19 protein-coding genes are annotated in these 20,548 nt (G+C 33.8%); 6 read left to right on the forward strand and 13 right to left on the reverse strand.

What is annotated here, in order from left to right; all coding sequences use genetic code 11:
- Positions 1-144: 144 nt before the first annotated feature.
- The 3 genes from OZP12_RS08375 to OZP12_RS08385 are packed head-to-tail and all read right to left on the reverse strand — an operon-like array spanning position 145 to position 1,866.
- Complete coding sequence (locus OZP12_RS08375) at positions 145-711, reverse strand: YceI family protein (RefSeq protein ID WP_281228592.1); 567 nt, start codon at positions 709-711, stop codon at positions 145-147.
- Positions 712-764: 53 nt separating this feature from the next.
- Positions 765-1,397, reverse strand: a complete 633-nt coding sequence (locus tag OZP12_RS08380) for an NAD(P)H-dependent oxidoreductase (protein ID WP_281228593.1) — start codon at positions 1,395-1,397, stop codon at positions 765-767.
- Positions 1,398-1,410: 13 nt separating this feature from the next.
- The gene (locus OZP12_RS08385) at positions 1,411-1,866 is read right to left on the reverse strand and encodes a MarR family winged helix-turn-helix transcriptional regulator (RefSeq protein ID WP_281229041.1); all 456 of its coding nucleotides are present in this window, start codon (positions 1,864-1,866) and stop codon (positions 1,411-1,413) included.
- A 272-nt stretch (positions 1,867-2,138) separates the two neighbouring features.
- On the opposite strand from OZP12_RS08385, the gene OZP12_RS08390 reads away from it, so the two are divergent.
- Positions 2,139-4,154, forward strand: a complete 2,016-nt coding sequence (locus OZP12_RS08390) for a PAS domain-containing protein (protein ID WP_281228595.1) — start codon at positions 2,139-2,141, stop codon at positions 4,152-4,154.
- A 243-nt stretch (positions 4,155-4,397) separates the two neighbouring features.
- The gene (locus OZP12_RS08395; protein ID WP_281228597.1) at positions 4,398-7,319 is read left to right on the forward strand and encodes a PAS domain S-box protein; all 2,922 of its coding nucleotides are present in this window, start codon (positions 4,398-4,400) and stop codon (positions 7,317-7,319) included.
- 33 nt (positions 7,320-7,352) lie between these two features.
- On the opposite strand, the gene OZP12_RS08400 is transcribed toward OZP12_RS08395, so the two are convergent.
- The 10 genes from OZP12_RS08400 to OZP12_RS08445 form a co-directional block, all read right to left on the reverse strand.
- Positions 7,353-9,593 (reverse strand): tetratricopeptide repeat protein, encoded by a 2,241-nt coding sequence (locus OZP12_RS08400; RefSeq protein ID WP_281228598.1) that lies wholly within the window; start codon positions 9,591-9,593, stop codon positions 7,353-7,355.
- Between the two features lie 147 nt (positions 9,594-9,740).
- A complete protein-coding gene (locus OZP12_RS08405) occupies positions 9,741-9,917 on the reverse strand; it encodes a hypothetical protein (protein WP_281228600.1) in 177 nt (58 codons plus the stop codon).
- Between the two features lie 163 nt (positions 9,918-10,080).
- Positions 10,081-10,272, reverse strand: coding sequence for a DUF6132 family protein (locus OZP12_RS08410; protein WP_281228601.1), 192 nt, complete (start codon positions 10,270-10,272; stop codon positions 10,081-10,083).
- Complete coding sequence (gene trxA / locus OZP12_RS08415; RefSeq protein WP_281228602.1) at positions 10,269-10,571, reverse strand: thioredoxin; 303 nt, start codon at positions 10,569-10,571, stop codon at positions 10,269-10,271. Before trxA ends, OZP12_RS08410 begins: the two co-directional genes overlap by 4 nt.
- Before the next feature lie 10 nt (positions 10,572-10,581).
- Entirely contained in the window at positions 10,582-10,770 is a 189-nt protein-coding gene (locus OZP12_RS08420) for a hypothetical protein (RefSeq protein ID WP_281228604.1), read from the reverse strand.
- Positions 10,771-10,804: 34 nt separating this feature from the next.
- Positions 10,805-11,641 (reverse strand): methyltransferase domain-containing protein, encoded by an 837-nt coding sequence (locus OZP12_RS08425; RefSeq protein ID WP_281228605.1) that lies wholly within the window; start codon positions 11,639-11,641, stop codon positions 10,805-10,807.
- 3 nt (positions 11,642-11,644) lie between these two features.
- Positions 11,645-11,848, reverse strand: coding sequence for a YgaP family membrane protein (locus OZP12_RS08430; RefSeq protein WP_281228607.1), 204 nt, complete (start codon positions 11,846-11,848; stop codon positions 11,645-11,647).
- A 42-nt stretch (positions 11,849-11,890) separates the two neighbouring features.
- Complete coding sequence (locus tag OZP12_RS08435) at positions 11,891-13,306, reverse strand: MBL fold metallo-hydrolase (protein WP_281228608.1); 1,416 nt, start codon at positions 13,304-13,306, stop codon at positions 11,891-11,893.
- Positions 13,307-13,467: 161 nt separating this feature from the next.
- Positions 13,468-14,253 carry a sulfite exporter TauE/SafE family protein gene (locus tag OZP12_RS08440; protein ID WP_281229042.1) on the reverse strand — a complete coding sequence of 262 codons (786 nt, stop codon included), beginning with the start codon at positions 14,251-14,253 and terminating at the stop codon, positions 13,468-13,470.
- 171 nt (positions 14,254-14,424) lie between these two features.
- Positions 14,425-15,051, reverse strand: a complete 627-nt coding sequence (locus tag OZP12_RS08445; RefSeq protein ID WP_281228609.1) for a Crp/Fnr family transcriptional regulator — start codon at positions 15,049-15,051, stop codon at positions 14,425-14,427.
- Positions 15,052-15,405: 354 nt separating this feature from the next.
- On the opposite strand from OZP12_RS08445, the gene OZP12_RS08450 reads away from it, so the two are divergent.
- The 4 genes from OZP12_RS08450 (at position 15,406) to OZP12_RS08465 (ending at position 20,324) form a co-directional block, all read left to right on the forward strand.
- Positions 15,406-15,711 carry a rhodanese-like domain-containing protein gene (locus tag OZP12_RS08450; RefSeq protein ID WP_281228610.1) on the forward strand — a complete coding sequence of 102 codons (306 nt, stop codon included), beginning with the start codon at positions 15,406-15,408 and terminating at the stop codon, positions 15,709-15,711.
- Positions 15,712-15,780: 69 nt separating this feature from the next.
- Complete coding sequence (locus OZP12_RS08455; RefSeq protein ID WP_281228611.1) at positions 15,781-17,361, forward strand: NADP-dependent glyceraldehyde-3-phosphate dehydrogenase; 1,581 nt, start codon at positions 15,781-15,783, stop codon at positions 17,359-17,361.
- Positions 17,362-17,894: 533 nt separating this feature from the next.
- Positions 17,895-19,778 (forward strand): M1 family metallopeptidase, encoded by a 1,884-nt coding sequence (locus tag OZP12_RS08460; protein WP_281228612.1) that lies wholly within the window; start codon positions 17,895-17,897, stop codon positions 19,776-19,778.
- Between the two features lie 144 nt (positions 19,779-19,922).
- Complete coding sequence (locus OZP12_RS08465) at positions 19,923-20,324, forward strand: c-type cytochrome (protein WP_281228613.1); 402 nt, start codon at positions 19,923-19,925, stop codon at positions 20,322-20,324.
- The last annotated feature ends 224 nt before the right edge of the window (positions 20,325-20,548 follow it).

Here is a 20,548-nt window from a genome sequence, read left to right on the forward strand (position 1 = left end):
GGGTTCGGGACAACAGATATAGTGGACAGCGGGACAAATCTTGTCATGAAAAACCAAATTTCTGCTCCAAAAAAAAACGGACTAGGGTAAAAAAAATACCCCCGACACAATTGCCGAGGGTACTTTCCATTAAATGATCTAAAATTAAAATTTCAAGTTCACTGTCAAGTCGAAATCATCGTAGATTGTTTTGTCTCCCAATCCTTCGAAGAAACTTTTTGAACCGTATTTGATATCGTATTTAGTTCTGTCTACTTGGAATGATGTCGTTGCGGTATTTCCGTTTACGGTGATATCAAAAGTAACAGGGTTTGTTTTTGCTTTGATAGTCAAATCGGCAGTTACAGTATATACGTTGTTTGCTTTAGCAGCGATAGTTTTGAAAACTAGAGTTGCAGTAGGGTATTTGTCAGTTCCAAAAAAGTCATCGGCTTTCAAGTGACCGTTTAATTTTCCTAAGTATTCTCCAGTTAAATCTGTAGAAGTAAGAGATGGCATATCAACCACGAAAGAACCTCCAGTTAATTTATTTTTTTTGAAAACCAAAGAACCGCTTTTGAAAGCTACAGTTCCAGAGTGTTGTCCAGTTACCTTTTTTCCAACCCAGTTGATTGTACTTTTTGAAACATCTATTTTTTTAGTTTGTGCAGATACAGTTAATGTAGATAAAGCTACTACGAATGCTAAGGCAATTGTTTTTAAATTTTTCATGTGTGTAAATTGTTTAATTTGATTTAATTGATTTTAATTTGAATTAGTAATTATTATAAGGTAACAAATAAGTCTTCTTGTGATTTTCTTACTTTTTTGTAAAATTGAGTGGCATCTTCTTCGTGACGGTATCCAACAGTTGCGATTAACGAAGCATTAAGATTTTGTTTGTCTAATCCTAGTATTTCGTTTACTTGTGCGGGAACAAAACCTTCCATTGGAGTTACGTCAATTTTAAGTTCGGCAGCTGCATTAAGTAAATTTCCAAGTGCCAGGTAAGTTTGTTTTGAAGTCCAAACGTTTTTAACTGCTGGTTCCAAAGTCGAAATTTTCGATTTCATGAAGTCACCATATCCAGCTAATGATTCTAATGGAGTTTCTCTTGTTTCGCTGATAGCGTTCAAAAATTTATCGATTGTTTCGTCTCCAACATTTGTTTCGTTTGCAAAAATGAATAAATGTGATGCATCGACGATTTGTGTTTGCCCCCAGGCAGCAGGTTGTAATTGTGCTCTCAATTCCGGATTTTCAATAATAAGAACTTTGTAAGGTTGTAAACCATATGAGGATGAACTCATACGAATTGCTTCTTTTAAAGTGTTTAAATCTTCGTCAGAAACTTTTTTAGTTGCATCAAATTTCTTTGTTGCATATCTCCAGTTTTGATTGTTCAAAAAATTGCTCATAATATATTCGTATTTATTTAGTTCGATATTTTTCTAGTAATGTATTCAATTGTATTAATTCTTCTTCGGTTAGATTTTTTGCAAAGAAATCTTCATGCTCCTTTACTTTTGGATCCAATTCGGTTAATAAATCCATCCCTTTTTGAGTAATCAATACTTCAATCTTTCTTCGGTTATCGGGGCAAACATTTCTTGTGACCAAATCTTTGAGTAATAATTTATCAACAAGTCTTGTTGTATTGCTTGTCCTAGCCAGCATTCGTTCCTGTATGATGCACATATTGGCAGGACAACCTTTTTGTCCTCTCAATATTCGTAACACATTGTATTGTTCTGCTGAAATGTCATAAGGTTTTATGATTTCATTAAAACGTTCAATGATGACATTTTGTGTATACATCAAATTCAAAACCACTCTTGTTGCTTTATTATAGTCAACTGTACTTTTTAACTCCTCTTCAATTCTCATATTTGTAGGTGTCTTATTTGTTGATACAAATGTAGTCATATTTAAATTTGTATATACAAATGTTAAAGTTAAATTTTTGTTAATAAATTTAAATCCTTTTTAATTGTTGAGGTTGTAGATTCTGAAAAAAAATAATAAATAATCTTTTAGGCGAGTTTTTCAATAGATCCGATTTATTTGCTTTTTACTGAGGTTTGTTTTTTTTTCTAAAAGACTATGCTATATTTATAAAAAAATGACATATTAAATATTAAATTATTTGATTTTTGATAATGGAAAAGCTAAAAAAGGAATTTACTTATGAAGAATTACTCCAAAAAGTAAAGGAGCAGGAGCAACATATTAAAGAATTAAATGAAGAAAAGAATGCTATTACCAATTTTGAGTATTTTGTAAAAGAATCACCAGATTTAATATGCATTGCCGATACTAATGCCTATTTCAAAGTAATCAACGAAGGTTTTGTCAAAGTCTTGGGCTATTCTAAGGAAGAATTGTTGTCAAAACCATTTCTTCAATTTATTCATCCGGAAGATTTAGAGAAAACTTTGGCAGAAGTCAAGAATTTGACAAAAAAACATCCGACTATTGATTTTGAAAACCGATACATAACTAAAAACGGGGAAACTGTTTTTTTGCAATGGAAAGCCAATTTGCACACCACAAATAATTTAATCTACGGCATTGCCAGAGATGTTACGCAGATTAGAAAAACTGAGGAAAAACTTTTATCAAGTGAAAAATCACTTAATGAGGCACAGCGAATTGCTAAAATTGGGAGTTGGGACTTTCATTTGACAACTCAGGAATTAAATTGGTCCAACGAATTATATGAGATATTCGAAATTGAAAACAATCCTCATGACTCCGAACTGTATGCTAAATATCTATCAAGTTTTCTACCCGAAGATGCGGAACTATTAAATAGAAACGTTTACAACACTATTTCGAACAAGATTCCTTATGAAATGGAGCATCGAATAATTTTGGCTAACCAAAGAATGAAGTGGGTGTTTTGTACGGGAGTTCCGGTTTTGGATAAAAATGATAATGTCGTCTCTTTAAAAGGAGTGGTTCAGGATATTACCCAGAAGAAGCTGATTGATGAGACTATTAAAGCTAAAGAAAAAGCCGAGGCTGCTAATAAGGCTAAATCAGATTTTCTGGCCAATATGACTCATGAAATTAGGACTCCTCTTAATGGAATAGTTGGTTTTACTGATTTGTTATTAAAGACAAAATTTGATAATGACCAATTAGAATATCTCAAATCAGTCAATGAATCGGCTAATGCATTGATGGAAATCATCAGTAATATTCTTGATTTTTCAAAAATAGAGGCGGGAAAATTGGAATTGAGCTTTGAAGAAATTGATATTATACAATTGCTAAACCAAATTATCAATTTGTTTAAATACGAAGCAAACCACAAGAAAATTGATTTAGAGCTGGAGATCGATTCTAATGTTCCAAAATACATCAAAGGAGATTCTTTTCGATTAAAACAAATATTGGTCAATTTGTTGAGTAATGCGATGAAGTTTACTTTTTCGGGTTATATAAAATTGAAGGTTGCTCAGGTCGAGGAGGAAGATTCAGTTTCAAAAATCAAATTTTCGGTGCTGGATACAGGAATTGGAATTATGGATTATAATCAAAAGAAAATTTTTCAATCCTTTATTCAGGCTGATAACACCACAACCCGAAAATATGGAGGAACAGGTTTGGGATTGGCAATTTCAAATCAACTTTTGGCTTTAAAGAACAGTGAGTTAGAATTAATCAGTACTTATGGTGTAGGAAGTGAATTCTTTTTTACAGTTGCTTTCGAGAAAATTTTATTTAAAAAAAGAGCTATTGAAGAAAAACTGAATTCTGTTGTACATATCCCTTTTCGTTTGTCTAATTCGCTGACTAATTTTAAGGTATTAGTTGTCGAAGACAATAAAATAAATATGCTTTTGGCTAAAACTTTAATCAAAAAAATCATAAAGAACTGTGAATTGATCGAAGCTACAAATGGCTTTGAAGCCGTAGTTTTGGCCGAAGAAAGATTACCCGACTTAATTTTTATGGATATTCAAATGCCAATTCGTAACGGGTACGATGCTACTTTGGAAATCCGAAAAAAAGAAAAAACTAAGCACATTCCCGTAATTGCGTTGACGGCAGGAGTTTTGAATGGAGAAAAAGAAAAGTGCATTGAACACGGAATGTCTGATTATCTAACAAAGCCTATTGTACAGTTTGAACTTGAAAAAGTGTTGTTAAAATGGTTGAATGATTAATGCTTTAATGTAAGGAATATTTTAGCTTAAATAGATCAATTTCAGGGAGACAAAAAGTTAGTTATTAATGGTTTATGTAGCTTAAGTTTCGTATATTTAAATGGCATTTTGGTTACTTGTTTTTGTTTGTTAATTCAATTTTGCTTTGTGATTATGAAATGAGCATGACTACAAAATTGGGCGCAGTACCAATGGTGATATGCTAATTTCATATGATCGATAAAAAACAATAAATATCAACATATGAAAGAAACTCTACCATCAGTTGAAGAATTGTTACAAAAGATCAAGAAGCAAGAGCGTAAGATTTCTTTATTGCAAAAGAAGATAGATTCAATTGCTAATTTTGAATTTTTCACCCGGGAAACTTCTGATTTCATTTGTGTTACCGATTTAAATAGATATTTGAAGGAATTCAATCTTGTGTTCATGAACAAGTTAGGATATTCCAAAAAGGAATTATTGGTGGATAGTTATACCAAATTTTTCTATCCGGAAGACCTTGAAATATCATATCAAGCATTTCAAGAACTTTTAAATGGAAGTACCTCAGTTACCTTTGAGAACAGGATTGTTACCAAGAAAGGAGAACTTTTGTCAGTACAATGGACATCCATTATCAATCCTGAAAAAACTTTAATTTATTCCATAGGAAGAGATATTACCGACATTAGAAAAATTCAAGAACAGCTGGTTACTAGTGAAAGTTTATTGAATGATGCCCAAAAAATTGCAAAAATAGGTAGTTGGGAATTCAATCTGAAAACTCAGGAATTGGTTTGGTCCAAAGAATTGTATCATATTTTTGAAATTCCCTTTGGTACCAAAGAAAACTTGTATGAACTATATCTGAGTTGTTTTTCGGAAGAAGACAGGGAGATTCTCTACAAAAAAATAGATGAATCGATTAAAACAAAATTACCTTATGAAATAGAACATAAACTGAATTTTGCTGATAATCGTTTTAAATGGGTTTTTGGAACCGCAGTTCCGATCACAAATGATAAAGGAGAAATTGTTATGCTGAAGGGAGTCGCCCAGGACATAACTGAGAAAAAAAGGATTGAGAGTGAAATTTTGGCCAAAGAAAAAGAATTCGAGGAAATCAAAGAGAAAGAAAGAGAACAGCAAAGCAATGCCAAATTCAGAAACTATGTTGAAAATGCGCCCGATGGTGTAATGGTTGTGGACAATGATGGGAATTTTTTAGAAGTAAATCCTGCCGCAACAAAAATTACTGGTTATTCCAAAAAAAAGCTGCTAAAAAAAACATTTAGGGATTTGATTCCGACAGATTCATTGAGTAAAATTGAAAGTTTGTTTGAAACTCTTTCTTTGAAAGGGACTTCAAATGAAGTAGTTAAATTTATAAATAAAGCAAAAACTGTAAGGTTTTGGTCCATTGATGCCGTTAAATTATCGGAAAAACAGGTTTTATTATTTGTAAAAGATATAACAGAAAGAAAAAATGCCGAAACGAAATTAAAAGAAAGCGAACTGTTCTTGAAAGAAACCCAAAGTATAGCGAGATTGGGGTCTTATAGCATTGATTTGCGCACCGGAAAATGGGGGAGAACTGATATATTGAATGCTATTTTGGGAATAGATGCCGATTATGATTTGAATCAGCAAACTTGGCCAGAGTTTCTTCATCCTGATTGGCGGGAACCTTTGGAGGAATATTTCCAGGAAGAAGTCATTAAAAAAAGAAAACCATTCAACAAGGAATATAAAATCATAAGAGCAAGTGACAAAGCAGAACGCTGGTTACACGGAATAGGGAATTTAAAATATGATGAAGATGATAATCCTTCTGTTGTAGTAGGAACTATTCGCGATATAACAGATCGTAAATTATTGGAATTGGAATTAATACGATCTAAAGAAAAAGCCGAAGAAAACGAAAAGGATTTGTATGTTAAATATATAGAATACGAGGAGATTAATCAGGAGTTGAAAGAGACCAACAGGGAGCTTAAAAAAGCAAAAATTCAGGCCGAGGAAGCTAATAAAGCCAAGTCAGACTTTTTGTCCAATATGAGTCACGAGATTAGGACTCCGCTAAACGGTATAGTTGGTTTTACCGATTTATTGATGAAGACCAATCTGGAAAAAAATCAGTTGGAATACATGTCAACTATTAATGTTTCGGCAAATTCCCTTATGGAAATCATTAATGATATACTTGATTTTTCAAAAATTGAATCGGGAAAATTAGATTTATACATAGAAGATATTGATCTTTTTGTGTTGTTGCATCAGGTGATTGATTTGTTTAAACATCAGGCCAATATCAAAAATATTGAGTTGATATTAAATATAGAGGAGAATGTGCCACAATATGTCTGTGCCGATTCGATTCGATTGAAACAAATATTGGTGAATTTAATGAGTAATGCTCTGAAATTTACTTCTTTCGGACATATTAATTTGGATGCTGAGTTGGTAAAAGAATCTAAGAATAACGTAACTATAAAATTCTCCATTAAAGATACCGGAATTGGAATTAAGCAATATAACCAAAAGAAAATTTTCAATTCTTTTGTGCAAGAAGAAAGTGCTACTTCAAAAAAATTTGGTGGCACCGGATTGGGCTTGGCTATTTCCAATTTATTGCTTGGATTAATGAAGAGCAATCTACAGTTGAAAAGTAAATACGGCGATGGTAGTGATTTTTTCTTTTTAATCAAATTTAAAAAAGCGAACCCAATAAAAGATACTTATGTTGAATTGACTCCGCAAAAAGAAATTAGAAAGATAGAATATGCAAATAATTTAGAAGCGTTGCGTATTTTGATTGTTGAAGACAACAAAATAAATATGTTTCTGACCAAAACTTTAGTGAAACGAATTATTCCGAATGCCGTTATTCTAGAAGCAACAGATGGAAAATTGGCGATAGATCAATTGGAAATTAATAAGCCCGATTTGATTTTGATGGATATTCAGATGCCAATAAAAAACGGGTATGAAGCCACAATGGAAATTAGAAACCATAAAGGAGCTGACAAAATCCCTATCATTGCTCTAACGGCAGGAATTATGGTTGGTGAAAAGGACAAATGCCTTGAGTTTGGTATGAATGATTATGTTTCTAAGCCAATAATCGAAGACGATTTGGATTTAATATTTCGAAAATGGTTGCCTCAAAAACAATTGAGTTAGGTTCATTCTTTTAAAAGTCCTAAGAATTTGTTCTTATACTCCCAAATTTCTAAACAAATCTTGATAATTAGGATTGTTTGGGTCTAGTTGTTTCAATCGTAAGGCGGTTTGCTGTGCTTTTGCATTGTTACCACTTTGGATATAGACAAAAGTAAGCGCATAATATAAATCAGAAGTATCAGGATTTATGGCAATACCTTTTTGTAAAACCGCTTCGGCTTCTTTGAATTTTTTCTTAGCGTTTAGCATCAAGCCATAATTATAATACACTCTCGGATTTTGTGATTTTAAGGATACAGCTTTCGCAAAAGCGGCTTCAGCAGCAACAGCATTATTCATTTCGTTATAAAGCAAAGCCAAATTATAATAAATACGCTCGTTATTTGGGTCGTTTTTCAACGCTTTTTGCAATACTTGTAATGAAGCATCGTTTTTCCCAACCGCATTATACAACGAAGATAAATTAAGCAAAGCATAATTGATTTTGCTGTCTTTTTTTAATCCTTTCAAATAGAAAGCTTCAGCGTTTACGTAATCTTGAATTTTAAGATAGTAATCTGCTAGCATTACATTTCCAATGGAAAAGTCGGTTTGGTAACGAAGATAACTTACTAATTCTTTGTTGGCAGCTTCAAAAGCAGTTGTGTATTGAGTTGGAATTTGGTCTTTTGGTAAACTCACAAAAAGATCTGCAGCAGCAATACGAACCGCTCTTACTTTATCCAATAATAAAGGGCCTACATTGCTAATCCAATCATTTGGGGCGAAAATAGCTAAGCTACGCAAAGCTCTGTAACGCACTTGTGCATCTTTATGGTTCAAACAAGACAATATTGTTTTCAAACTCGTTGGTGTATTGATACTGCCAAGGTAGAAAACAGCTGTAGCTTTGATTATATTCGGAGTAGTTGGAAGATTAATTAATTGTACCAAATGTGATTCGCTATTGGCATCCAATTTACTTCCGGGAATCAAATCATCGGCAAAATGATATTTTCGGTTTGGGCCATACCATTTGATTACGGCATTTGCCAATTCTTTTTCCGATTTGTCTTTATGACAATTACTGCAGGCATTTGGAGTGCCATATTTAACCGAAAGATCGGGACGTGGCACTCTAAAACTGTGATCATGACGCAAATCATTGCCCATATATAATTTACCTGGCATATGGCAGTTTACGCAAAGAGAACCTTTTGAACCAACAGTATGGAAGGTATGTTTTGGCGTGTCGTATTTTTTTGCGATATGACATTGCAAACAGGTTTGATTATCAATTTTTTTCAGTTTGATGCTGTGTGGATTATGGCAGTTACTGCATTTTACACCTTTGCTATACATTTTGCTTTGTAAGAAAGAAGTATAAATGTAATCTTCGTCATCAACTTGTCCGTCTGCATGAAAAAACTCAGTGTCCGGAATCTGCGGAATGTAGTTATCCATTATTTCCTTGCTGTCAATATGTTTTGGACTAATTTCCGAAACTCTGGCATGACAGGGAGCACAAGTATTGATCAGTTCCAATTGTCCAGTGTTTTTGGCCAATTTCATAAAACTGCCTGTTACTTTATCTCCTGATTTGTAATCGGAGCCGTTGATGTAATTCAAATGTTTTTGTCCGGCACCATGACAACTTTCACAACTAACATTGATTACGCTGTAACTGGTTTTGTAAGTATCGGTTTTGGTGTCGTAATTTTTGTGCAAATTGGTCGAATGGCAGGTAGCGCACATCGTATTCCAGTTTTGGGCATTTCCTGTCCAATGCAGCCAGTCATGAGAGGGTATTTTTTGCCCTGCATATTGATTGAACCATTTCTTTTTATTGACATCCCAGCTTAAACGGGGTACTTGCATTCTTCCTCCCGGAAATTGAACCAGATATTGTTGTAAAGGTTTGTATCCAAAAATATACTTTACTTCAAAATCATGGTTTTTGCCGTCGCTTCCTTCAGTATTGATGAAAAATTTAGAACCTTTTTTATAGAATTTGCTGGTAACGCCATCGGCGGTGAAAGTCACATTATTAAAATCTCCTCTTACAGTAGAATCATTGGCAGGAAGCATAGACATATAATGGTCGGATTGTTTCCATTGATGATGCTCTGTGGTGTGGCATTTTACACAGGATTTATCTCCAACATAGGCATTGTTATCAGAAAGTGTTTCGGTGTATTCACCATCTCTTGAGCTGCAGCTGTCAACAATAAAAACTCTAAAGATTATAAACAGAATGATGAGGATTCCTATGAGAATTGAAGACTTTTTGAGCATAAAGAAGATTTTTGCCAAAAATATAGAATTATAAAGCAGTGACAAAGGAGAGACGGCAATAAAATTGTTGCCATTCTTTTTTTTATAAAAAAAGAGTGTTTGCAGGTAACAAACACTCTTTTTAGGGTCATTATAAATTAATTACAATTACGCTTTCTTATCAGTCTTTGCTTTGCAGCAAGATTTTGTGGATTTGTCACAAGCTTTTTTTTCTTTAGCCGTGCATTCTTTTTTTGAAGTTTCTTTTGGTTTCGTTTCCTGAGCGCTCATGTTCATTCCTGCCGAAAAAAGAGCAACTGCCAAAACTGTGATTAGGTTTTTCATAGTTATTTGTTTTGATTAATGATGAGTCAAAAGTATTGTTTTTTTTGAATCACTTTCATTAATTAACTTTTTTATAACTCATTAGTATTAATGCGTTTTATATTAGGTAGTTGTGGTTTGAAAGTAATGCTGTTTTGCCACTTTTTAGGACTTTTACTTGGTTTTATTTTTTTTGATTTGTAAATAAATTAAAAAATAGTCCGCCAAGTAAGCTACCATATAAAGTAGAATTCACAGGTTTTGAGGTTATAGCACAACTTCCCGAAGCACAACCCACAAAATGGTAATACAAGTAGCCAGCTATTGCGCCAGTGAGAATTCCGATTCCGGTGATTAAAATTGCTTTTTGGTTCATGTATTACTTTTTTCGATGATTATTTTGACTAAATCATTTGTTCCCACAACTCCAGATTGCCTCCATAATTGTTTTCCTTTTTGAAAAAGAATCATAGTGGGGACACCGCGTACTTGATATTGTGAAGCAATTTGCTGGTTTTTGTCCACATCTATTTTGATGATCGAAATTCGGTCGCCCAAATTGTCTTTAACCTGTTTCAGGATGGGTGCCAATGTTTGGCAAGGTCCACACCAAGTAGCGAAAAAATCGACTAAAACAGGTTTTTCGGATTGAATGATATCGTTGAAAGTACTCATTTTTTAAGCGTTATTTTTTTGGAATTGTACAGCCGTTTGGTCCACAGCCCGTATTGAAAATTACTTGAACTAAGAAAAATAATCCAAATACGATGAAGAACCATTCGTTTGTATAATAGGCTTGGGAGAATAAAAATAGTGCAAAAGCAAGACGGAAAACCCGCATGACATGCCAGTTGCTAAATAGGATTTCTTTCATTTTTTCTTTTAAAATGGTTTAACGTTTATGAGGTTCAAACAAAATGCTTTCCAATTTTGTATTTGATATCATAAGCGATTTCTTTTTGTAATGTTTCTAATGCAATTTCATTTTTGCTTACAATCAAAACTTCGGCAAAATTACTACTCATACTTACGTTTAAGATGCCTTCAATTGAAGAGAATTTTTCTGAAACTGTATTTTTACAACCACTGCATGTAATTCCTTCAAACGGGTATAAATTGACAAGGACTTCGCTGTTTTTTTGAAATTCAATAAATAATTCGGAATCAGCTCTTTTTTCTGCAGAATTTCGGCAAATTTCCATTTTTAAAAAATCAAAAGACTTCTGAAAAAGAAGATTGTATTCTTCCTGGCTTCCGCCAAATGGAGGCCCACTTTCGAAAGTTCGATTGAATAATAAGCCTGCAATTTTTCCTTTATCATCCAAAAGTTGATGCATTTTCCAAACATATTTTTGGCGCATTGTTGGAGGCAAGGCACAAAAGAAAGTTTGTTCAAGAATCAAGTCATAAACTCCCCGATGCTCAAAAAAGTCACCCAATACGATGTTAATATTGGAATTGTCTTTGAACTTGAATTTTAAGTTCTCTACTAATGTTGGTGCAATGTCAATTACAGTAATATTTGTAAATCCTTGTTCCAAAAGATATTCAGCTTCATAAGTATTCCCGCAGCCCGGAATCAAAATCGAAATGTTTTTATCTTTTAAAGAGTCAATATAGCTTTTTAAAGGAGGTGACACTTGACCAAGATCCCAAGCTGTTGAGTTAGCCTGATATTGGTTATCCCAATAGGTTTGATCCAATGGTTTTTCACAAGAAGTTATGCAGCATTGTAAGTTTTCCATGAATTATATTTTTTTATTGGTGTTGATGCCAAAAAGAGTGTATAATGGACAGAAACTAATAAAACTGGTTAGTAAAAAGATGATAGCAAAAGCCAATAGGACAATTGCCAATGTACCGGTTATTATACCCGAATAGTATAATATTGCAATGATTATTCCTATTACGGAACGAATCAATTTGTCTGTAGAACCCATGTTTTTTTTCATAATAAAAAGTATTTATAGGTTGATGAATATAGTGACTGATTTTTATTTCATTAGTTTACTTTGACACACAAAATCGGTTTTGGGAACATCAGTTTTGGCAATAGCATTAAACCCACCTTCAATTTCACTGAAATTTCTAAAACCACGGGCTTGTAAAATTGATGCTGCAATCATGCTGCGATAGCCACCGGCGCAGTGCATGAAGAAATGTTCTTTTGGGTCAATGTCTTTTATCCAATCGTTAATGTTTGCGAGCGGTTTGTTGAACGCTTCTTCAACATGTTCGGCGCTGTATTCACTTGGTTTACGAATGTCAATAATTTTGCTTTCGCCAATTTTTACTTTCGTTTTGAATTCTTCTGCGGTGATTCGGTTGATGGTGTCAACATCTTTACCGGCATTTTTCCAGGTATCGAAACCTCCTTTTAAATGACCTACTAAATGGTCAAAACCTACACGGCTCAAACGGGTTACAGTTTCTTCTTCTTTTCCTACCTCGGTAATAAGTATGATAGGTTGGTTTACATTGGCGATCAGAGCGCCTACCCAAGGGGCAAAATCACCGTTGATTCCTATGTTTATTGATTGTGGAACGAATCCTTTGGCAAAATCACTGTTGTTTCTTGTATCCAGAATTAATGCTCCTTTTTCTTCAGCTATGGTTTCAAATTCGGTTACAGATAAAGCATGCATTCCATTTTGTAAAACTTCCTGAAAACTATCGTACCCTTTTTTATTCATGGCAACATTCATCCCAAAATAGGCTGGGGGAGGGAGCAGTCCCTCTGTAACTTCCTTGATGAATTCAGCTTCGGTCATATTGTCCCTTAATGCATAATTGGTTGCTTTTTGGTTTCCAATAGTCGATACGGTTTCTTTACTCATGTTCTTTCCGCAGGCACTACCGGCTCCGTGTGCTGGATAAACAATGACATCGTCTGCCAGAGTCATTATTTTGTTTCTTAACGAATGGAATAATAAGGCCGCTAATTGATCCTGAGTCATCGAAGCAGCTTTTTGGGCAAGATCAGGTCTTCCAACGTCGCCAATAAAGAGCGTGTCTCCTGAGAAAATTGCATGATCTTTTCCGTTTTCGTCAATCAGTAAATAAGTAGAACTTTCCAGTGTGTGACCGGGCGTATGCAATACTTTTATTTTGATATTACCTATTTCAAATATTTGATTGTCAGTAGCAACTGTAGCTTTAAATTCGGGTTGAGCGGTTGGACCATAAACGATTTCTGCATTTGTTTCTTTGCTTAAATCCAAATGTCCCGAAACAAAATCGGCATGAAAATGAGTTTCAAAAATATATTTCAACTTAACTCCATCACGTTCGATACGGTCCAAATATGGTTGGGTTTCTCTCAACGGATCGATTATAGCCGCTTCGCCATTGGAAGTGATATAATAAGCACCTTGTGCCAGACAGCCAGTATAAATTTGTTCGATTTTCATGGTATTTTTATTAAGATATAAAGTTACTAAGATTCTGAGTAACTAAGGTTTTGATTTTTAAGTTTTAAAGGTTCAAAAATGTAGAAAATGTTATTGTTGTTTCTTGTTTACTATTTGTTGCTTTTTGTTGCTTTTTTGCCCTTTGCTCTTTGCCTTTTGTATTAGAAACTTAACTCCCTGATAATAATGTATATTCCCATCACTAAAATAAACCATCCAAAAAAGGGCTTGAGTTTGTTTCCGTCTATTTTTTTAGACAAAGAGGAACCTATAAGCATTCCTATAAAAGCAATGGTTGAGATACTCAATAGGAAAGTATAATTAATTGGTGTGCCAATGTATAAATCACCGGCAAATCCAATGGAAGAGTTAATAAAAATGATCAATAATGAAGTCCCTACGGCTTGTTTCATAGGTAAATTGGCAAAAAATATCAGAGCTGGAATAATTAAAAAACCTCCGCCTGCACCAAGAAACCCGGTCACAATACCAACGACAGAACCGATTATTGCCAATTGAAAATAATTAGTTTTTACTGATTCTATTTGAGGGATCTTTTTTTGAATCATAGAAATTGATGCAGCCATCATCAAGACTGCAAAAACAATCATAATCAGGAAATCTTTGGTGACCTGAAAATCATTTATCGTAAAAAGTACATTAGGAATTTTTAAGATAATTACTTCACGGATTACCAATATGGAAAATACGGAAGGAATGGCAAAAAACAATGCCGATTTGATTTTGAGATTTCCCATTCGGTAATGACTGAAACAACCAGACAAAGCTGTAATCCCGACAATAAATAAGGAATAACTTGTGGCTAATTTAGGGTCTATTTTAAATAAATAAACCAATATGGGAATTGTCAAAATAGATCCGCCACCACCTATTAAACCTAGTGAGAGTCCTATAACTACAGATGCTAAATAACCAATGTATACCATGTTTGCTTTTTGTTTAGGCAAAGATGCGAAGACTATTTTTGACATACTGTAACTTTTGTCACTTAGGGAAAGTTTAGAAAGATTAGAAGGTTAGAGGTTGAGAAAGTTTAAAAGTTTAAAAGTTTAGAGGTTTAGTTTTGCCCTTTTGCCCTTTGTTTTTTGCCCTTTGAATCACATCAAAATTTCAATCTGGTTACGGCTCAAAACCACCAAACCTCTTTGTTCCATTTTTTTGAGCAGTCTTGAAATGACTTCTCTTGAAGTGTTTAAATCAGAACCAATTTCCTGATGGGAAAGTTTCAGCTCTTTGCAGCCACAAGCTTCGACCTGTCGTTTCAGGTAGAATTCAAGGCGTTCGTCCATGGCTCTAAAAGCTATGCTGTCAATTACTTCCAAAACTTCTTCAAATCGATTGCGATAACTGCCAATCACAAATTCGTACCAGGTTCGATGTTGCATCATCCATTTGTCCATTAAAGCCAGCGGAACCATAATAAGTTCGGCGTCATCCACCACTTTTGCCATAAACTGACTTTTTTCACTATTGACAGAGCATACCATTGATAAGGCACAAGCTTGCCCGGGCTGCAAATAATACATAAAAAATTCACCACCATCAATATCTTCACGATACACTTTGATAGTTCCTTTGCTAACCAGGACTGTATTTTTGATGTATTGCCCGGTACGCATAATCACTTCGCCCGAACTAAAGTTTTTAATGACTTGGTTTTCTTTAATGTCTTTAATTAATTCGTTTGAAAAGGATGGGAATAATTTTTTTAACTGATCTTGCATTTTGAGTTTTTATTTTGGAGTGAATTGGCGATCGATATTGTAAAATTAGTAAAAATTGAAGCTGTTTTTATAAATAGCTATGGATAGTATATTAAAACTAAGACAATAATTTTTTTATTGAAATCTTAGCCAAAAGTTTTAAACGGTGAAGATTTAGTATAGTTTTTTTAAATGAGCGTAATCCTGTTTGTATTTTAATTAAAATTACTTCTTTAATAATTTGAAAAACAGGCTTTTTTTAGGTGTTAAAGAATGAATCCTACGAAAACGTTTTCTTTGATTTTTTGATTAATTCACAAAAAAGAGGTGTATTGTTTGAGAAAAACCTCGTATTTTTACAAAAAAATATAAATTATGAATCTAACACAAGAGGAATGGGTTTCCCAATTAGAGGCTGATGATAATGCAGTGATATTGGATGTAAGAACCGAAGATGAATGCGATCAAGGCATAATAGAAGGTGCTATCAATATAGATATTCATAAAGGACAGGAATTTATAGATGCTATTGAGGCATTGGACAAAAACAAAAATTATTATGTGTATTGCCGCTCAGGAATGAGAAGTGCAAAAGCATGCGAGATAATGAACGAGTTAGGTATTGAAAATGCCTATAATTTGCTCGGAGGAATAATAGAATGGAATGGAGATATAGTTTAACATCATAAAGAGGCCATAAGCCTCTTTTTTTAAGATCAATAAAAAATAACCAAAATAACCGGAAAAGTAATGAATACAATACCTCAAGAATTTAAAATAACTGCCCCACTGGTTCAAGACACCTATTTGGTAAATGGTGAATTGAAAAAATGGACCGGTAAAACAACACCAGTATATTCTACAATTTCGTCAACCGAAAAGTATGAACCAACATTATTAGGTTCTATCCCTTTTATGGGAGAGGCTGAAGCATTAGAAGTGGCAGAGTCTGCAAAAGCTGCTTTCAACAACGGACAAGGTTTATGGCCAACAATGAAAGTTGTTGATCGTATTAAATGCATGGAGAAGTTTGTTGAAAAAATGAAAGAGACCCGTACAGAAGTAGTTAAACTTTTGATGTGGGAAATTGGTAAATCACTTGGAGATTCTGAGAAAGAATTTGACAGAACGGTAGAGTATATCAATGATACTATCGAAAGCTATAAAGAATTAAACAGCCGTTCGGCATATTTTTCTAAAGTGCAAGGGATAAATGCTATGGTGCGTAGAGGACCCATCGGAGTAGTATTGTGTCTTGGACCATACAATTATCCATTGAACGAAACTTTTACATTGCTGATTCCTGCTTTGATTATGGGGAATCCAGTAATTTTCAAACCGGCTAAGCATGGTGTATTATTGATTTCGCCATTGTTGGAAGCTTTCAGAAGTTGTTTTCCTAAAGGAGTTATTAGCATTGTTTATGGTAGAGGACGTGAAATTGCTTCGCCAATTATGAAATCCGGAAAAGTTGATATTTTGGCTTTGATCGGAAACAGTAAATCAGCAATTGCTTTGCAGGATCAACATCCAAATAAAAACAGATTACGTTTAGTATTAGGATTAGAAGCCAAGAATCCTGCGATTATATTACCGGATGCCGATTTGGATTTGGCAGTTCAAGAATGTATAACAGGTTCATTATCGTTTAATGGTCAACGTTGTACCGCATTGAAATTGATCTATGTACACGAAAATGTAGCAGCCGAATTCAACAAACGTTTTGCTGAAAAAGTGGATGCGCTTAAATTTGGAAATCCTTGGGAAAAAGGAGTAGCATTGACTCCGCTTCCGGAAACCGAAAAACCGGCCTATATTGAAGAATTGATTAAAGATGCCAAAGAAAAAGGAGCTAAAGTAATCAATCCAAAAGGTGGAAAACGCACAGAGAATTTTATTTACCCAGCTATTTTGTTTCCGGTAAGTAAAGATATGAGAGTTTATAATGAAGAGCAATTTGGACCAGTTGTTCCGGTTTTGACTTTCAAAGATATTCAAGAACCATTGAACGATATGGCAGAATCTAACTACGGTCAACAAGTAAGTTTGTTTGGAAAAAGCATCAAAACCATTGCACCGCTAATTGATACATTAGTAAATTTGGTTTGTAGAGTAAACTTGAACAGTTCTTGCCAAAGAGGACCAGACGTTTTCCCTTTCACAGGAAGAAAAGATTCGGCTACAGGAACATTAAGTATCCATGATGCCTTGCGTTCGTTCTCAATCAGAACTTTTGTAGCTTCAAAAGACAATTCTTATAACAATGAGATTTTACAAGATTTGTTGAACAGCAAAGAATCGAATTTCATCAATACCGATTATATTTTGTAATCATTTCTTAAACATTTTAATAACCGTCTCATTTTAAAAAGTGAGGCGGTTTTTATTTTCAAATAGTTGTTTTGAAATTTAGTTAACTGATTTGTTTTTAGAATTTATTCCAAAATGTTGTTTGCTAATTGATTATATTTGTAGTAGCGATTCCTAGTTTTTTCTAACTATTGAATATTGCGTTCAAATGGTTTTCTATAGGGTAACTGAATTGATGAATTTTTTACTACTACAAACATCAAAAAGAGAATAAAAATAGCAGCCAGAAATGTTCATGGACGATTGCACCGTGAGCCTTTTTATGTGCATCCCAGACTAAGTTTTATTCCTAATATTGTCATCAACATTCTTACCTTCATTATAGCAGTAGTTTTGATAGCCTCTGTTTTATATTTATTGGTCCGTTTTCTTATCAAAGCATTTTATCATTTGTAATCTGAATTTATAATTTTTTTTAAAAATTTGTTACAAAATCTTCATTTTTAGACTTACAGATTATTGTTACCATCATCAATAAACCTAAAAATCTAAAAATGAGAAAATCAAGCCTGTTAAAATTAGTATTAGTATTTCTGTTTTTTCAGCAAAATATTTTTGCACAAGAGCTTTATATGCCCAGAAATATAAAGGAAGCTTATGAAAAAGGAACCCGTTCAATGGACGGTTTGCCTGGCAAAAAATATTGGCAAAATCATGGTAAATATGACATGGATATTAGCGTAAATCCAGCCACAAAAATGGTCAGTGGAGCAGAAACCATAGTTTATGAAAATAACAGTGCTGACACATTGAGGAATATGGTAATACGATTTGTGAATAATATACATAAGCCTTCTTCTCCCAGAGGCGGTAGTGTTAGTAATGATTTTTTGTCAAATGGATTAACGATAACTTCTTTAAAAATAAATGGGGAAGTTTATAAGGAAGATGCAAGAAATTGGGGAACGGTTGGTAATGTAAAAATGAATAAAGTGATATTGCCACATTCCAAAGCAACCCTTGAGATCGAATGGAACTATCCTTTGTCAAAAGAAAGTGGAAGGGAAGGACAAATAGACGAAACTACTTTCTATGTCGCTTATAGTTATCCTAGAGTATCTGTTTTTGACGATTACAATAGATGGGATAGATTGCCTCATACAGATCGTCAGGAATTTTATAATGACTTTAATGATTATTCTTATACAGTAAAAGCTCCAAAAAATTACGTAGTATATGGAACGGGAGATTTACTGAATCCTGATGAGGTCTTGCAGCCGGAATTTGCAGATCGTTTAAAAAAATCATACACGACAGATGAGGTAGTGCACATAGCCAATGAAAAAGAAATGAGTTCAGGAGTTGTAACTCAACAAAAGGAATGGAATAGCTGGAAATTTCAGGCGAACAATATTACTGATGTTTGTTTTGGTTTAAGCAACCATTATGTATGGGATGCCGGAAGTGTTGTTGTAGATGCAAAAACCAAACGCCGGGCGAGCACTCAAGCCACTTATGATATTGTAAAAGGAACCGATTTCAGAAACTCTGTTAAAAATAGTAATTACGCATTGTCTTGGTTTTCTAATAATTGGCCAGGTGTACCTTATCCATACTCTAAGATGACCGCTTTTCAAGGATTTGCAGATATGGAATACCCCATGATGGTTAATGACTCCCAAGTTGGTGATCCGAATTTTGCACAATTTGTACAAGATCATGAAATTGCACATACTTATTTTCCTTTTTATATGGGAATAAATGAAACCAGATATGCTTTTATGGATGAGGGCTGGGCTACTACTTTTGAATATTTGATTGGTATAGAAGAGCGCGGTAAAGAAGCTGCCGATAAATTTTATAAAGAATTCAGAATTGACTATTATATAAATGATTCTTCAGCAGAGGAAGATCAGCCTATAATTTCGATGTCAACACAAGTATCAGAGGCAGGTTATGGTAACAACTCGTATGGTAAAGCATCGCTTTCTTATCTTGCCTTAAAAGACCTGCTGGGCGACGAGCAATTTAAAAAAGCACTGCATTTTTATATGGAAACTTGGAATGGTAAACATCCTATTCCTTGGGACTATTTCAATTGCATGAATACAAGTTCGGGCAAAAATTTAAATTGGTTTTTCAATAATTGGTTTTTTTCCAATAATTATATCGATTTGATGATAGAAAAAGTTGAAAGTGTTAATTCGAAAAATTCAATTTGGGTCAAAAATGTAGGAGGGTTTGCCATTCCTTTTGATGTTATCGTTGTTTATAAAGACGGATCAAAAGAAATTTTTCACCAAAATCCATCTATTTGGCAAACTAATCAAAAAAACACTGTAATTACTTTGAAATCAGATAAAAAAATTAAGTCGATTTCTCTTGATAATGGTATATTTATGGATGCTAGTCCCTTAAATAATATGTTGAATTATTAATAAAATTTGATTTTATTTAATAATTATTAATTTTGCGCAATTATTTTGGTTTTTACTTAAAAAAGTACTGTTTTCATGATAATTATCAGCTTTCTTGCTACAACGTTTTCATAAATTTGATATATAATTAAACAACATCAGGCCATGAAAGCAGTAATCAAAGTTTTGGTAGTATTTGCTTTACTAATTGTGTCAGGTACAAAAAGTATAGCTCAAGAAATAAGCTGGGTAGCACCAGAGTATTCAAGTTCTTTAGTAAACCCATTTGTAGGAAATCAGAAGGCTACTAATGAAGGTAAAGTAATTTTCGAACAAATGTGTGTTTTGTGTCACGGTGCGAAGGGTCAGGGAAATGGAGAAGCAGGTCTTACTTTACAGCCTCACCCCGCTAATTTTTTAGCTTTGAATGTAAAAAATGAAACTGATGGTGCTATTTTTTGGAAGATAACGAATGGAAAGGCCCCGATGGCAACTTATTTTGAACTATTAACAGATGACCAAAGATGGAAATTGGTCAATTATATACGAGAATTAGAAAAAAAATAATTTTGAATTAGTAACCCGAATCATTTTTTTTTAACGAAACCGTTACTCCAATGGTATTGAGGAGTAACGGTTTTCTTTTGCTTAGTCAAACTTAAGGCGCTCAGTTTTTACCAATTGTAACTATTGAATTCCTCATCCGTAACTCTTTCCAGCCAATCGACAGCGCTTTTTGGAGTAAAGGCGGTTTTGTTACTCCATGTCATTTATCCCATATAACGCCATGT

Source organism: Flavobacterium aquiphilum, assembly GCF_027111335.1.
In the GTDB taxonomy this organism is placed as follows: domain Bacteria; phylum Bacteroidota; class Bacteroidia; order Flavobacteriales; family Flavobacteriaceae; genus Flavobacterium; species Flavobacterium aquiphilum.

Bases quoted from the DNA above. Each gene is read 5' to 3' on its own strand.
- OZP12_RS08410 (WP_281228601.1), bottom strand. From the start codon at position 10,272: ATGAACCAAAAAGCAATTTTAATCACCGGAATCGGAATTCTCACTGGC.
- OZP12_RS08460 (WP_281228612.1), top strand. From the start codon at position 17,895: ATGAGAAAATCAAGCCTGTTAAAATTAGTATTAGTATTTCTGTTTTTT.
- OZP12_RS08420 (WP_281228604.1), bottom strand. From the start codon at position 10,770: ATGAAAGAAATCCTATTTAGCAACTGGCATGTCATGCGGGTTTTCCGT.
- OZP12_RS08375 (WP_281228592.1), bottom strand. From the start codon at position 711: ATGAAAAATTTAAAAACAATTGCCTTAGCATTCGTAGTAGCTTTATCT.
- OZP12_RS08395 (WP_281228597.1), top strand. From the start codon at position 4,398: ATGAAAGAAACTCTACCATCAGTTGAAGAATTGTTACAAAAGATCAAG.
- OZP12_RS08450 (WP_281228610.1), top strand. From the start codon at position 15,406: ATGAATCTAACACAAGAGGAATGGGTTTCCCAATTAGAGGCTGATGAT.
- OZP12_RS08455 (WP_281228611.1), top strand. From the start codon at position 15,781: ATGAATACAATACCTCAAGAATTTAAAATAACTGCCCCACTGGTTCAA.
- OZP12_RS08465 (WP_281228613.1), top strand. From the start codon at position 19,923: ATGAAAGCAGTAATCAAAGTTTTGGTAGTATTTGCTTTACTAATTGTG.
- trxA (WP_281228602.1), bottom strand. From the start codon at position 10,571: ATGAGTACTTTCAACGATATCATTCAATCCGAAAAACCTGTTTTAGTC.
- OZP12_RS08385 (WP_281229041.1), bottom strand. From the start codon at position 1,866: ATGAGAATTGAAGAGGAGTTAAAAAGTACAGTTGACTATAATAAAGCA.
- OZP12_RS08425 (WP_281228605.1), bottom strand. From the start codon at position 11,641: ATGGAAAACTTACAATGCTGCATAACTTCTTGTGAAAAACCATTGGAT.
- OZP12_RS08445 (WP_281228609.1), bottom strand. From the start codon at position 15,051: ATGCAAGATCAGTTAAAAAAATTATTCCCATCCTTTTCAAACGAATTA.
- OZP12_RS08380 (WP_281228593.1), bottom strand. From the start codon at position 1,397: ATGAGCAATTTTTTGAACAATCAAAACTGGAGATATGCAACAAAGAAA.
- OZP12_RS08400 (WP_281228598.1), bottom strand. From the start codon at position 9,593: ATGCTCAAAAAGTCTTCAATTCTCATAGGAATCCTCATCATTCTGTTT.
- OZP12_RS08435 (WP_281228608.1), bottom strand. From the start codon at position 13,306: ATGAAAATCGAACAAATTTATACTGGCTGTCTGGCACAAGGTGCTTAT.
- OZP12_RS08405 (WP_281228600.1), bottom strand. From the start codon at position 9,917: ATGAAAAACCTAATCACAGTTTTGGCAGTTGCTCTTTTTTCGGCAGGA.
- OZP12_RS08430 (WP_281228607.1), bottom strand. From the start codon at position 11,848: ATGAAAAAAAACATGGGTTCTACAGACAAATTGATTCGTTCCGTAATA.
- OZP12_RS08440 (WP_281229042.1), bottom strand. From the start codon at position 14,253: ATGGTATACATTGGTTATTTAGCATCTGTAGTTATAGGACTCTCACTA.
- OZP12_RS08390 (WP_281228595.1), top strand. From the start codon at position 2,139: ATGGAAAAGCTAAAAAAGGAATTTACTTATGAAGAATTACTCCAAAAA.